Here is a 13,399-nt window from a genome sequence, read left to right as displayed (position 1 = left end):
CCATGATCCAGGTCCTTGCCTTTTACCTCTTCGCGGCCCTTACCATCGCCAGCGCCACGCTGGTGATCATGGCCCGCAACCCGGTGCATTCCGTGCTGTGGCTCATCGTGGCGTTCTTCAACGCCGCGGGGCTGATGGTGCTCGTCGGTGCCGAATTTATCGCTATGCTGCTGGTCATCGTTTACGTTGGCGCAGTCGCAGTGCTGTTTCTGTTCGTCGTGATGATGCTCGACATTGATTTTGCCGAACTGCGCGCCGGATTCGTAAAGAATTTCCCGCTCGGCATGTTGATTGCAGTAGTGCTGGCGGCCGAACTGGTCCTGGGCATCGGCGCCTATCGCGCCGGCTCGCTGGAACTCGGCACGCCTGACGGCTCCGCGGCTCCGTTGCTCGGCAAGAGCAATATCGAGAGCATCGGTGCGCTGCTTTACACCAAATATCTGTTCCTGTTCGAAAGTGCCGGCATCATCCTGCTGGTCGCGATGATCGGCGCGATTGTGCTGACCCATCGCGAACGCAAGGGCACGCGCCCGCAGATCATTTCGAAACAGGTCCGTCGCCGTCCGGAGGATGCGACCGTGAATGTGAAGCCGGAAGTCGGCCAGGGGGTGCAGCTGTGATCCTTGGACAAGCTCGGGGCGAGCGGGACAGCGGAGTGCTGCGCGCATGATTGGTATCGAACATTATGTCGTCGTCAGCTCGATCCTGTTCGTGCTCGGCGTGCTCGGCATTTTCCTCAACCGCAAGAATGTGATCGTTATCCTGATGGCGATTGAGCTGATCCTGCTGGCTGTGAACATCAATCTGGTGGCTTTCAGCGCCTTCCTTGGCGATCTGACTGGTCAGATATTTGCGATGTTCGTGCTGACGGTTGCCGCAGGTGAAGCAGCCATTGGCCTTGCGATCCTGGTGATCTATTTCCGTGGACGCGGCACGATCGCGGTCGACGATGTCAACCGGATGAAGGGTTAAACTCATGTCCTCCATCCTGATCATCGTATTCCTGCCGCTGCTGGCCTCCGCAATTGCGGGGCTGGGCAACCGTGCCTTGGGAAATACCGTTGCCAAGTCGGTCACGACGGCCGGCCTGTTCATTTCCTGTGGGCTTTCCTGGCCTATCTTCATCAGCTTCCTTACCGGGGCTGCCGAGCCTACCGTGGTTCCGGTGCTGCAGTGGGTCCATTCGGGCAATATGACGTTCGACTGGGCGCTGCGGGTGGATACGCTCACCGCGATCATGCTGGTGGTCATCACCAGCGTCTCTGCGCTGGTTCACCTCTATAGCTGGGGCTACATGTCGGACGATCCCGACCAGCCGCGCTTCTTCTCGTATCTGTCGCTCTTCACCTTCGCCATGCTGATGCTGGTAACGGCGGACAATCTGGTCCAGATGTTCTTCGGTTGGGAAGGCGTGGGCCTGGCCTCCTATCTCCTGATCGGTTTCTGGTTCAAGAAACCGTCGGCCGGTGCAGCGGCAATCAAGGCCTTCGTGGTCAACCGTGTGGGCGATCTCGGCTTCATGCTGGGCATCTTCGGCACCTTTCTGGTGTTCCAGACGACTTCCATTCCCGAGATTCTGGCGGCAGCGCCGGCTCTCAAGGGCGCATCGACCATCGGTTTCCTCGGCATGCGGTTTGATACGCTGACGATCCTGTGCCTGCTGCTGTTCATCGGCGCGATGGGCAAGTCGGCCCAGCTCGGCCTGCACACCTGGCTTCCTGACGCGATGGAAGGCCCGACGCCTGTTTCCGCCCTGATCCACGCGGCCACCATGGTGACGGCGGGCGTGTTCATGGTCTGCCGCCTGTCGCCGATGTTCCAGGCAGCGCCCGATGCGCTGACGGTTGTGACCTTCATTGGCGCCGCCACCTGTTTCTTCGCCGCGACGGTGGGCACCACTCAGTGGGACATCAAACGGGTTATCGCCTATTCCACCTGTTCGCAGCTGGGCTACATGTTCTTCGCTGCGGGCGTTGGCGCCTATGGCGCGGCTATGTTCCACCTGTTCACGCATGCCTTCTTCAAGGCGCTGCTGTTCCTGGGGGCAGGTAGCGTGATCCACGCGATGCATCACGAACAGGACATGCGTTATTACGGCAACCTGCGTAAACACATCCCGATCACCTTCTGGGCAATGATGGCTGGCACTCTGGCGATCACTGGCGTTGGTATCCTGGGCGTGTTCGGCTTTGCAGGATTCTATTCGAAGGACTCCATCCTTGAGGCGGCTTTCGCCAGCGGGACAGAGATGGGCCGCACGGCTTTCTGGCTCGGTGCATTCGCTGCGCTGCTGACCAGCTTCTACAGCTGGCGCCTGATGTTCCTGACCTTCTGGGGCAAACCGCGCTGGTCGCAGTCCGAGCATATTCAGCATGCGGTGCATGACGAGCATGGTCATGCGGATCACGGGCACGATCATGCCCATGACGATCATCACAGCCACGGTGAACATGATGACGGGACGGCGGGTTATCACCCGCATGAGAGCCCGTGGGTCATGCTCACGCCGTTGATTATCCTCTCGGTAGGCGCGGTGTTTGCGGGCTTTGTTTTCAGCCCCTATTTCATCGACAGCGAGCATTTCTGGCAGGGCGCGATTTATTATAACGAGCACCTGATCCACTCGATGCACGGTGTGCCGCTCTGGGTGAAGCTGACCGCTACGGCAGTGATGCTGATCGGCTTTGTCGTCGCCTGGTTCGCCTACATCAAAGACACGTCGATCCCGCGGAAGTTCGTGGACCAGTTCCGGAACCTTCACGCGTTCCTCTATAACAAGTGGTATTTCGACGAACTCTACAACCTGATCTTCGTGAAACCTGCCTTCTGGCTTGGCCGTCAGCTTTGGCTGAAGGGTGACGTGGGGCTGATCGATCGCTTCGGCCCGAACGGTGCCGCCTGGGTGGTCGAAAAGGGCGCCGTGGTCGCACGAAAGGTGCAGTCGGGTTATCTTTATAGCTATGCGCTGGTCATGCTGCTCGGTCTCGTTGCCGCGATCAGCTGGATGATGGTGCAGTGATGGGGGGCTTTCCAATCCTTTCGCTCATGCTGCTGGTGCCGTTGGTCGGCGCCGTCGCTTGCCTGTTCGCCGAAGCGAAGACAGCGCGTTGGATCGCACTGATCGCCACGCTGGTCGATTTTGCGCTCGGCATCGTGCTTTGGCTCAACTTTGATATCGGCGGGGCGCAGTGGCAATTCGTCGAGAAAGTTCCACTGTTCGCGGGCTTCAGCTATGCGCTGGGTATTGACGGGATCGCGCTGCTGCTGATCGTGCTGTCGGTATTCCTTATGCCGATCTGCATTGGCGCCAGCTGGAACTCGATCACCAAGCGCGTCGGCGAATATTTCGCGGCCTTCCTCCTCATGGAAGTGCTGATGATCGGCGTGTTCGCGGCCCAGGATCTGTACCTGTTCTACATCTTCTTCGAAGCAGGCCTGATCCCGATGTATCTGATCATCGGTATCTGGGGCGGGGACAACCGGATCTACGCCAGCTACAAGTTCTTCCTCTACACGCTGCTCGGCTCCGTGCTGATGCTGATCGCGATGATGTGGATGGTGCATGAAGCCGGGACGACGGACATCCCGACGCTGATGGCCTATGATTTCCCGGTGCAGGCACAAACCTGGCTGTTCCTGGCGTTCTTCGCCAGCTTCGCGGTCAAGATGCCGATGTGGCCGGTCCACACCTGGCTTCCCGACGCTCACGTTCAGGCGCCTACTGCCGGTTCCGTGATCCTGGCGGGCGTGTTGCTGAAGATGGGTGGCTATGGCTTCATCCGTTTCTCGCTGCCGATGTTCCCGGAAGCGAGCGCGCAGTTCGCATGGCTGATTTATGCTCTGTCGATGGCAGCAGTGGTGATCACCAGCCTGATCGCCCTCGTCCAGCACGACATGAAGAAGCTGATTGCCTATTCATCCGTCGCGCATATGGGCGTGGTCACCATCGGCCTCTTTGCGTTCAACACGCAGGGTCTCGAAGGTTCGATGATCGTCATGCTCAGCCACGGCCTTGTGGCCGGCGCGCTGTTCCTATGCGTCGGCGTCATTTACGATCGGCTGCATACGCGCGAGATCAGTCGCTATGGCGGGATCGCGATCAACATGCCGAAATACGCCATGTTCTTCCTGCTCTTCACCATGGCAAGCATCGGCCTGCCCGGGACGAGCGGCTTCGTCGGCGAATTTCTGAGCCTTGCGGGCGTGTACCAGATTTCAACCTGGGTGGCGCTGGTCTGCACCACCGGTATCATCCTTGGTGCTGCCTATATGCTGTATCTCTATCGCCGGGTTGCTTTCGGGGAGCAGAAGAACGCCGATGCGGCGGCAATGCCCGACATCGACCTGCGTGAATGGACCATGCTGGGTGCTCTGGCTGCAGCAGTGCTGTGGATGGGTGTTTATCCCGAGAGCTTCCTTGCCCCGATGCGCAAGGATATCGCGGCGCTTGACGCCCGTCTTGCCCGTGCCGCGCCTCAGGGCGATGCACATCTGAAAATCGGTAAACCCAAACCAGTTGAAGAACATGCCGCGCAGGGGGGAGCGCACTGATGGATTTCGCAGCTTCCCTTAAGCTTATCGCGCCCGAATTGCTGATGTCGGTATCGGGCCTGGTTCTGCTCCTTGTGTCGGCCTGGGTTGGCGACAAGGCTTCCCGCGCGATCAGCGTGGCTGCCGCCGTCGTGCTCGGTGCCTGTTTCTTCCTCGTTGCCCCAGCGGTTTGCTCAGGTGCGAGCGGGCCTGATACGCTGGCCTTCGGCGGACAGTTCTCTGCTGACGCCTTCGCCGGGCTGGCAAAGCTGATGATCTTCGCAGCGGGTGGCGCGGCGCTGGTTATCGCACCCGCCTTCTTCGAGCGTTTCAATGCGATGCGCGCGGAATATCCGGTGCTGATCCTGTTCGCCGTGCTGGGCATGTCGATCATGGTTTCCGCGCGGGATCTGATCACGCTCTATATCGGCCTCGAACTGAACAGCCTTGCCGCCTATGTCCTCGCAGCATTCCTGCGTACCGATGACCGTTCTGCGGAAGCGGGCCTGAAGTATTTCGTGCTGGGTGCGTTGGCTTCGGGCATCCTGCTGTTCGGCATGAGCCTCACCTATGGCTTCACCGGTACGACCAGCTTCGAGGGTATCCGGGTTGCGCTGAACGGCGAGATGGCCATGGGCGCATTGTTCGGCCTGATCTTCATGCTGGCCGGCCTGGCATTCAAGATTAGCGCGGTGCCGTTCCACATGTGGACGCCGGACGTTTACGAAGGCGCGCCGACGCCGGTTACGGCGTTCTTTGCCTCGGCACCCAAGGTCGCTGCGTTGGCACTGACCATGCGCGTCACGCTCGAGGCCTTCGGCGCTCAGGACGATGCATGGCGGCAGATCGTGATCTTCGCCGCCATCGCTTCGATCGTGATTGGTGCGCTGGGTGCGATTGGCCAATCGAACCTCAAGCGACTGCTTGCCTATTCGTCGATCAACAATGTCGGCTTCATCCTGATTGGCCTCGCGGCCGGAACGCCGGCCGGCGCTTCGGCCATGCTGGTCTACCTCGCCATCTATGTGGCGATGACGGTGGGCGGCTTTGTCGCCGTGCTGATGCTGAAGGATGAAAACGGCAATTCGGTGGAAGCCATTGCCGATATTGCGGGGCTTTCCCGCACTCGTCCGGCGCTGGCATTCTGCCTGATGCTGGTAATGTTCAGCCTGGCTGGCATTCCTCCCTTGTTCGGCTTCTGGGGCAAGTTCGTGGTGTTCCAGGCTGCGGTCAATGCCGGTTTCGTGGCACTTGCCGCGATCGGTATCGCTGCCAGCGTGATCGGCGCCTTCTACTACATCAAGGTAGTAAAGGTGATGTATTTCGATGAACCGGCGGATGTGGTGAAGGGTGAGAGCGACTGGGCCCATTGGGCGCTGCTCGCGATCTCTGCTCTGGCAATTTCGCCGCTTGGCTATCTGCTCACTCCCTGGCTGGGCAATCTGGCGGACAAGGCTGCCGCCGTGCTGTTTCTCGGCGTCTAATTGGCGGGCCTGATCGAAACCGTTACGGAAACCGGTTCCACTAATGCCGACCTCGTCGCGCGGTTGCGCGCGGGGGAGGCGGTGCCTGAAGGCCAATGGCTCGTCGCAGACCGGCAGAGTGCGGGTAGGGGGCGTCAAGGCCGCCAATGGTTCAATGGTGAAGGCAACTTCATGGGCTCCACCGTCGTCCATCTGGATGGCGGGGAGCCTGCGCCACATACTCTGGCGCTTGTTGCCGGGCTGGCGGTTTACCACGCCGTTTTGAGCCAGTTGCTGACACCAGTCAGGCTGGAACTCAAATGGCCGAATGATCTGCTGCTAGCTGGAGGCAAGCTGGCAGGCATTCTGCTCGAACGGGTGGGCAATGCGGTCGTGATCGGGATTGGCGTTAATCTCGTCAAGGCCCCGGCCATCACGGGGCGGAGTGTCACGTCACTTCAACAATTCGGCTCAGTTGTGGACCGGGACGGTTTTGCGCAGGATCTCGCCGGGCATTTCGCTCGCGAAGTCGAAGGCTGGCGGAGGTCCGGGCTGTCTCACATCATTGACCGCTGGACTGCGGCAGCCCATCCGCCTGGAACCTTGCTAAGCGTCCAGACCGGTGCGGAAGGAACAATCGAAGGCCGTTTTGATGGCCTTGCAGCGGATGGAGCACTGTGCCTCCGTCTTGAAGATGGAAGCCTGCGGATGATCCATGCAGGGGACGTATCGCTGATTGGAGGGCAGGACTGATGTTGCTCGCTGTCGATGTCGGAAACACCAATGTCGTGTTTGCCCTGTTCGGAATGGACGGTCAGGACAAGCCCGTCATTCGCGCTCGTTGGCGGATTGCCACCGACCCAAGGCGAACTGGCGACGAATATGCGGTGTGGTTGGTACAACTCCTGTCGATTGAGGGTTTTGTCCGCGAAGATGTGACGCAGGTGATTATCTCTACTGTGGTGCCTCGCGCGCTTCATAATTTGCAGGTGCTTTCCAGCAAATATTTTGGCGTCGAAGCCTTGGTTGCGGGACAGGGGATTGCCGAATGGGGCATGCCCATAGATGTGGATGAACCCGGTTCTCTGGGGGCTGATCGCGCGGTGAATGCGATTGCGGCGCATGCCAAATATCCCGGCGATCTGATAGTGGTGGATTTCGGCACCGCCACCACGTTCGACGTGGTCGATTTCAGTGGGGCCTATAAGGGCGGAATCATCGCGCCTGGCATCAATCTTTCGCTTGATGCACTGGTTAACAACACCGCCAAGCTGCCGCGCATCGCGATCGAGGAGCCCCGCTCGAACTCGGTGATCGGGCGTAACACGCAGGATCAGATGCTGATCGGTGTTTTCTGGGGCTATGTCGCGATGATGGAGGGGCTGATTGCCCGTCTGCGCGCCGAAATTGGACGCCCTGCCAAGGTTATCGCCACCGGAGGGCTAGCCATATTGTTCGATCAGCACGTAAGGATTTTCGACGCTGTCGATACGGACCTGACGCTTGAGGGCCTGGCTCTGCTGGCCGGAAGGAAAAACGCAAGTTGAAGAAGGATTTTACACCGGAGAAGGAACTGCTCTTCCTTGCACTCGGGGGCTCGGGGGAGATTGGCATGAACGTCAATCTCTATGGCTGCGAGGGCAAGTGGCTGATGGTCGATCTGGGCATGACTTTCGGCGGCAACGAATATCCCGGTATCGAACTGGTATTTGCCGATCCGGCCTTCATCGAGGCGCGGCTCAAGGACCTCGTAGGCATCGTCCTGACTCACGGACATGAGGACCACATCGGCGCTGTGCCGTATTTTGCGGCGGATTTCGGCGTGCCCATCTATGCCACTCCGTTCACTGCCGGACTGGTGATGCGCAAGCTGGAAGAGGCCGGGATCAGCGATGATGTGGAGCTCAACATCATCGAAGGGAATGACAGCTTCGCGCTGGGCCCCTTCGACATTTCCTATGTGCCACTGGCCCACTCGATCGCGGAAGGCAACGCCCTGCTGATCGAAACGCCCTATGGCCGGATATTCCATACGGGCGACTGGAAGCTGGACGACGAGCCGCTGATCGGAGAGCCGGCGACGGAAGAGGAACTTACCCAGCTTGGGGATGAAGGCATTCTCGCTCTGGTCTGCGATTCCACCAATGTCTTCAATCCGAAGCCTTCCGGTTCCGAAGGGGAGGTTGCGCGCGGGTTGCTGGAAGAAGTCCGGAAACACGCCGGCAAGCGGGTACTCGTTACCACTTTCGCCTCCAATGTAGCCCGGCTTCACACGCTGGGCGAAGTTGCGCGAGCTACCGGGCGGCAGCTCTGCGTGGCGGGGCGCTCGCTTGAACGGATCATCGATGTTTCGCGGGAAAGCGGCTATCTGGCCGATTTCCCGCCCGTCATCGACTTCGATACGGCCATGAGCCTGCCTCGCGGCGAAGTTCTGATCATTGCCACCGGCGGGCAGGGTGAGCCCCGGGCCGCTCTGGCCCGCATTGCGGAGGATACGCATCACGTTGGCCTGGTGGCTGGCGATGTGGTTATCTTCTCGAGCCGGCAGATCCCCGGGAACGAATTAGCTATCGGTGCGGTCATGAACCGTCTGGCTGAACGCGGCGTGGTGATGGTGACTGACCGGCAGAGCCACACCCATGTTTCCGGCCATCCGGGGCGCCCGGAGCTGGAGGCACTCTATTCCTGGTTGCGCCCGGAAATCCTTGTGCCCGTACATGGTGAGCTGCGCCATATGGCGGAGCAGACGCGCGTAGGCGCGCGCAGTGGCATTCCGCAGCAGATCCTGCAGAAGAATGGCGACATCGTCCGCCTCGCGCCGGGTAAACCCGGGAAGCTGGCACAGGTGCCTACCGGCAGGCTGGTGCTCGACGGGGACATCATTGTTCCGGCCGATGGTGAAGCGATGACCATGCGCCGCCGCATGGCGCGGGATGGGGTTGTGATCGTTACGCTGGATGGGCAGGGCAAGGCACAAGTGCACGGAATTGGTCTGCCGCTGGACGAGGATTACGATGACTTCGTCGGAGAAGCGGTCAGCGATATTTCCGAAGCGCTCAGGCGCCTGAAAGGCGGTGCGCGCAAGGATCGGGAAGCGGTTGCGGAGGCCGCCCGCCTTGCGGCCCGGCGAGCGGCGCAGCGCTGGTGCGGCAAGAAGCCGCAAACGCGCGTGATCCTGATCGGGGAGTGAGGCGATGAAGTGGACGTCGATCCTTGCGATCTACGCATTGTTCTGGGTGTTGACGGCCTTTGCCCTGTTGCCCTTCGGAGTGAAAACTCACGATGAAGCGGGGGTGGAAAAAACACCCGGCCAGGCGGACAGTGCGCCAGCGAACTTCCGACCGGGAAAGGTGGCTATTCGTGCTACAATTATTGCCGCGATCCTCTGTGCGATTTACGTGGCCAATTATATCAATGGCTGGATCGGGCCTGAAGATCTGAACATTTTTGGCGAGCCGCCCGAATTCGAAGAGCATATGAAGAACTGACCGCGCCGGGTCAGTCCCTCAAACGCTCGATCGCCTGGGCGAGCGCCACATAGAGCTTGCCCATATCCGAGGAGAGCAGGGTAACCCCCATTGCATTGCCATCCCGGGTTGAGAGCAGACTACGCAGCATCGCCTCGAAGTCATGGATGTACCGGTTGACATGCTCGCGGAAATCCCTGTCCTGATCATAGATCTCGGCGATCTCCCGCGCTTGGGAGGTATCGAGCAGGCGCACTGCGCGGCGAGTGAAGATGCCGCGATCCCCACGCAGATAGGCAGCCCAGGCGGTGTCGGTTACGTCGTTTGACAGAACCTTGGCAATGTCGATGGCGTTGGAATTGAGGCTCTCGGTAATAAGCGCGACGCGGCGCGCGAAATCATTGTCGACCTGTTCTTCGGCGCGCTGCCGCGCGCGGGCCACCCGGTTCTCCAGATTCCCGGCCAACTCGTCTACCTTGGCAAGCTGATCCCGCAACTGTCGCGCGGCTTCCCGGCCTACGCCGCTTGCATGGGCTGCGGCCTGCTCAAGCTCGCCAATCGCTTCGGCGGCGCGCAGACGGATGGCGCGTTCGATAGCTTCGGCGCTCTGGGCCCCGATCCTGCCTGCGAGTTCGTCAATCGTGTGACTATCCCCGCTGCCCAGTTGATCGATGGCGGCCTGGAGCACGCCCTGAAGTTTTTCGACGGCTTCTACCATTTCGCCGCGCAACTGGCGGGTAACAGTATCGCTCTCTGCACCCAGCGCTACAATCGCGTCACGCAGATTTGCGATGCGCAGGCTGTGTTCGTCTTCCTGCTCGGCCAGAGAGCCATGCAGCACTTCCAGTTCATCGAGCACCAGTTTGCCGTTTTCGCGGGCAGACAGGACGTAATCCGAGAGGGCCCGTCCTTTCTCGCCAACCTCGTCAAGCATGGGGCCAAGTTCGCGCGTGCGCGTTTCGAAATCTGTCAGGCGCTGCTCGGCAAGCGCGAGAGCAGAAGGCAATTGTTCGCGACTATGCTGTGCGCCGGCCTGCACGAGTTCGAGGAGGCGGACACTGGCTTCGGTGAGTTCGCTTACGGACTGATCCGTGCTTTCGATGACCTCCTGATTGGCCTTGAGCCTTGCCGCGATCAGATCGATAGTCTGGGCCAGTTCGCCGCCGATCTTCCCACCGCGCGCGGTGATCGCTTCCATCTGCTCGCTCATCTGGCGGATTCGCGCGGCCAGTTCCTCGCCCTGTTGGGAGAGGGTGCCGACATGGGCGAGGTGGCGCTGCTGATAATCGGAAATGCGGGAATCGAGTTCGGCAATTCGCGACTGGAACGTCTGAATCTCCTCAGCCTCGCGTGAAGAGTGCTGCATTCGCCGCCCTTCAATCGCCTCGGCAAACGCGTCGCATTCGCCGCGCAGGGCATCGATCTGCCGGTTCATATCCGCGATGACGGAAGAGGCATTCTGACTGATCCGATGCGTATGATTTTCCAACTCGCTCAGCGTGGTGCTCACCTTTGCTTTCATATCTTCGGTGAGGTTCATGCCAGCCTCGCCGAAGCTGTTCATGCGCTGGAGCCCGCTGATCATGTCGTCCAGCTGGGACTTTGCGGTGCGTCCCGCATTTCCGATCTGGCTGGTCACATCGCGGGCGGATGTGGCGATAACCGGCAGCTCGTCGCGCAATTTGTCCATGTTGGCCAGAGCGGTGGTGCTGACGCTGGCGATGGATTCGATCTGGGAGGTGTTCTTGTGGACCAAGGCGGACATACGCTCCGCATTTTCGGAAAGGCGATCTCCGGCAACACGGCCAAGCGATTCCAGATCGCGCGACTGGGCAGCCAGAAACTCCCGGGCAAGGCTCAGCTCGCGATTGACGGTGGTCAACCTGGCCTCCAGCATCGCGCTTTCTTCTGCCAGCGATCGGGCAACAGCGCCGAAACGCAGGGCTTCACGCCTGCTTGAGCGCATGACGAGGAGCCACAGGCCGACCACCAGAACTGCGGGCATCGCCCATTGGGCAATCCAGCTGCTCCAGATCGTCGGCGATGCACCAGCGAGCATTTGCCCCAGATGCGCCCAGATGAAGAAGCCAGTCCATCCGGCAATGGTGAGCAGCGCCAGAGTCGGCACGATCCACCCGAAGCGACCTGCTGGCGCACCACCCTCTTCAAGGAATAGCTGGGCCTCCTCGGCCGTTTCCACGGTCAGTTCCAGCGCGGCATCCGGCGCGGTTTCGGGACGGGCTTCGGAAGGGATATCCCCCTTGCCGAGCGAAACGATATGTGATCCCCCAGACATTATTCCAGAATATCACGGATCGACCCGCAATACACCCCGCCTTAACCTTGTGCGCATATGAAGCGCCAATGGCTTACGAAAATGGTGCTCTCGATGCGACTTTGGCGGCTGCCGCCGGGGATGACCCGGCGCTGCTGTTGGAGCTGCGCGATGCCTTCACCCACAGCCTCGCCAACCAGGTGGATCTTCTGCGCCGTGCGCGGTGCGATGGAAACTGGAATGTCGCGGCCATGCGTTTGAAAGGACTCGCCGCAAGCTTCCATGCCGAAGGATTGATCGGTCTGGCGGAGGAGGCACTTGATTCCGCCCCGGGCGAACCGGTGGTAATTCGCAAGCTTGAGCAGTTCCTTGACGGGTTCAGTCATCCCGTCGATTGAGATGGCTGCTTCTGTGCTTGGCACGCCATTGACGCTGCCCTAGATCGAAGCGGTGCGCGTAGGTCTTATTTCACTGATTGAACGAGCCGGTGACGATCCGGAAACGCCGCTCGCGGTGCTGGCTCTGGCCGGCCATAGTCTTGCGGAACGGCAACTTGAACTCTTGCTGGGGCTGGGGTGCGAGCGGATCGTCTGCCTTTCTGGAGGCGTGGGGCGAGATCTTATTGCCCTGCAACACCGCGTTGAAGCCCAGGGGGCGAGATTCAACCTGATCGCAGGCCCGCGCCAGCTGGCCGGTCTGGTAAATACGGCCGACGAGTTGATCGTTGTCGCCGATGGGCTCCTGCCTGCTGCGGCGGAAGCAAAGGTCGCCCTGGCCAATGGCTCAGGAGTACTGGTTCTGCCTGTTGAACCGGGGATTGCAGCAGGTTTCGAGCGCATCGACCTCAATCACGCCTGGGCGGGTCTGCTTGGCATGCCCGGTGCGCTGGTGGAGCGGATCAACCAGCTTCCGCCCGATTGCGACACAATCTCCGCTTTGCTGCGGATTGCCTTGCAGGGGAGGGTTCCAGAACGCTCCTTGCCCGAGGCTCTGCTTGCGGAACGGCGCTGGGCCCTGATCACGTCGCGGGAAATGCTCGCACAGCTCGAACCGGACTGGTTTCGTCGCCATATCGCCCCTCCTTCGCTCTGGGCGCCCGGCAGGGCGGCAGCCCGATTGGGAATGCGCAAATGGGGCGGCTCTCTGTTGGCGAGGGGGTGGAAGCCTGACTTCCTTGCCGGGGCAGGGATTGCGCTGGCGGGGCTGGGCGTTGTGTCCGCCTGGTTCGAACATGCAGTCGCGGGGATAATATTATGCGGGCTGGGCTGGATTTCCGGCGAATCTGGCGCTGCACTGGCAATGCTGGCCAAGGCCGGCAGCGATCAGGAAGAAGGGACCGGGCGCTCGCTGGCGATTGCTGCAATTCTGATCGATCTGGCGCTTGTCGCAGTTCTTGCGCTCGCCTTGCACGGAACGCGGGCGGAGCGTCTGTTTCCGCCGCTTGTCCTCCTCGGAATGGCGCGCATCGCGAGTGGATATATTTCTGCAAAATGGGCTGAAGTGGCTCAGGACCGGGCGGCTCTGGCTCTTCTTCTGGCAATCGCCGCAGCGGGGGGCGTTTTGCTTCCTGCTATACAGCTTCTGGTTCTGCTCCTGATCGCAGCCTTGTTGGGCTTTTCACGCGAGTCAGGGCAGATAACGCAGGCTTAACCAAGAACCGCTAT

12 protein-coding genes are annotated in these 13,399 nt (G+C 60.4%); 11 read left to right on the top strand and 1 reads right to left on the bottom strand.

Going from position 1 to position 13,399, the window contains the following annotated elements:
* The first annotated feature begins 2 nt into the window (after positions 1–2).
* The 9 genes from H0274_RS04885 to H0274_RS04845 are packed head-to-tail and all read left to right on the top strand — an operon-like array spanning position 3 to position 9,481.
* Positions 3–620, top strand: a complete 618-nt coding sequence (locus tag H0274_RS04885; RefSeq protein ID WP_226793496.1) for an NADH-quinone oxidoreductase subunit J — start codon at positions 3–5, stop codon at positions 618–620.
* Between the two features lie 46 nt (positions 621–666).
* Positions 667–972, top strand: a complete 306-nt coding sequence (gene nuoK / locus H0274_RS04880; RefSeq protein ID WP_054529815.1) for an NADH-quinone oxidoreductase subunit NuoK — start codon at positions 667–669, stop codon at positions 970–972.
* A gap of 4 nt (positions 973–976) precedes the next feature.
* Positions 977–3,019, top strand: a complete 2,043-nt coding sequence (gene nuoL / locus H0274_RS04875) for an NADH-quinone oxidoreductase subunit L (protein WP_226793493.1) — start codon at positions 977–979, stop codon at positions 3,017–3,019.
* Entirely contained in the window at positions 3,019–4,551 is a 1,533-nt protein-coding gene (locus tag H0274_RS04870) for an NADH-quinone oxidoreductase subunit M (RefSeq protein WP_226793490.1), read from the top strand. Before nuoL ends, H0274_RS04870 begins: the two co-directional genes overlap by 1 nt.
* Positions 4,551–6,014, top strand: coding sequence for an NADH-quinone oxidoreductase subunit NuoN (gene nuoN, locus H0274_RS04865; RefSeq protein ID WP_226793487.1), 1,464 nt, complete (start codon positions 4,551–4,553; stop codon positions 6,012–6,014). Before H0274_RS04870 ends, nuoN begins: the two co-directional genes overlap by 1 nt.
* Positions 6,015–6,746 (top strand): biotin--[acetyl-CoA-carboxylase] ligase, encoded by a 732-nt coding sequence (locus tag H0274_RS04860; protein WP_319018202.1) that lies wholly within the window; start codon positions 6,015–6,017, stop codon positions 6,744–6,746. It abuts the gene before it with no gap.
* On the top strand, positions 6,746–7,540 hold the full coding sequence (locus tag H0274_RS04855) for a type III pantothenate kinase (protein WP_226793484.1): 795 nt from the start codon (positions 6,746–6,748) through the stop codon (positions 7,538–7,540). Before H0274_RS04860 ends, H0274_RS04855 begins: the two co-directional genes overlap by 1 nt.
* Positions 7,537–9,183, top strand: a complete 1,647-nt coding sequence (locus tag H0274_RS04850; RefSeq protein WP_226793481.1) for a ribonuclease J — start codon at positions 7,537–7,539, stop codon at positions 9,181–9,183. Before H0274_RS04855 ends, H0274_RS04850 begins: the two co-directional genes overlap by 4 nt.
* 4 nt (positions 9,184–9,187) lie before the next feature.
* Complete coding sequence (locus H0274_RS04845; RefSeq protein WP_226793478.1) at positions 9,188–9,481, top strand: DUF1467 family protein; 294 nt, start codon at positions 9,188–9,190, stop codon at positions 9,479–9,481.
* A gap of 10 nt (positions 9,482–9,491) precedes the next feature.
* On the opposite strand, the gene H0274_RS04840 is transcribed toward H0274_RS04845, so the two are convergent.
* Entirely contained in the window at positions 9,492–11,756 is a 2,265-nt protein-coding gene (locus H0274_RS04840) for a coiled-coil domain-containing protein (RefSeq protein ID WP_226793475.1), read from the bottom strand.
* A 68-nt stretch (positions 11,757–11,824) separates the two neighbouring features.
* Between H0274_RS04840 and H0274_RS04835 the strand changes: the two genes are divergently transcribed.
* On the top strand, positions 11,825–12,133 hold the full coding sequence (locus H0274_RS04835; RefSeq protein ID WP_226793472.1) for an Hpt domain-containing protein: 309 nt from the start codon (positions 11,825–11,827) through the stop codon (positions 12,131–12,133).
* Between the two features lie 52 nt (positions 12,134–12,185).
* A complete protein-coding gene (locus H0274_RS04830; protein ID WP_226793469.1) occupies positions 12,186–13,385 on the top strand; it encodes a hypothetical protein in 1,200 nt (399 codons plus the stop codon).
* Positions 13,386–13,399 lie beyond the last annotated feature (14 nt).

Source organism: Fulverythrobacter ferritrahens (genome assembly GCF_020539485.1).
Classification (GTDB): Bacteria; Pseudomonadota; Alphaproteobacteria; order Sphingomonadales; family Sphingomonadaceae; genus Andeanibacterium; species Andeanibacterium ferritrahens.
Note: the sequence above shows the minus strand (reverse complement) of the source record. Positions and strands in the feature narration are given on the sequence as shown.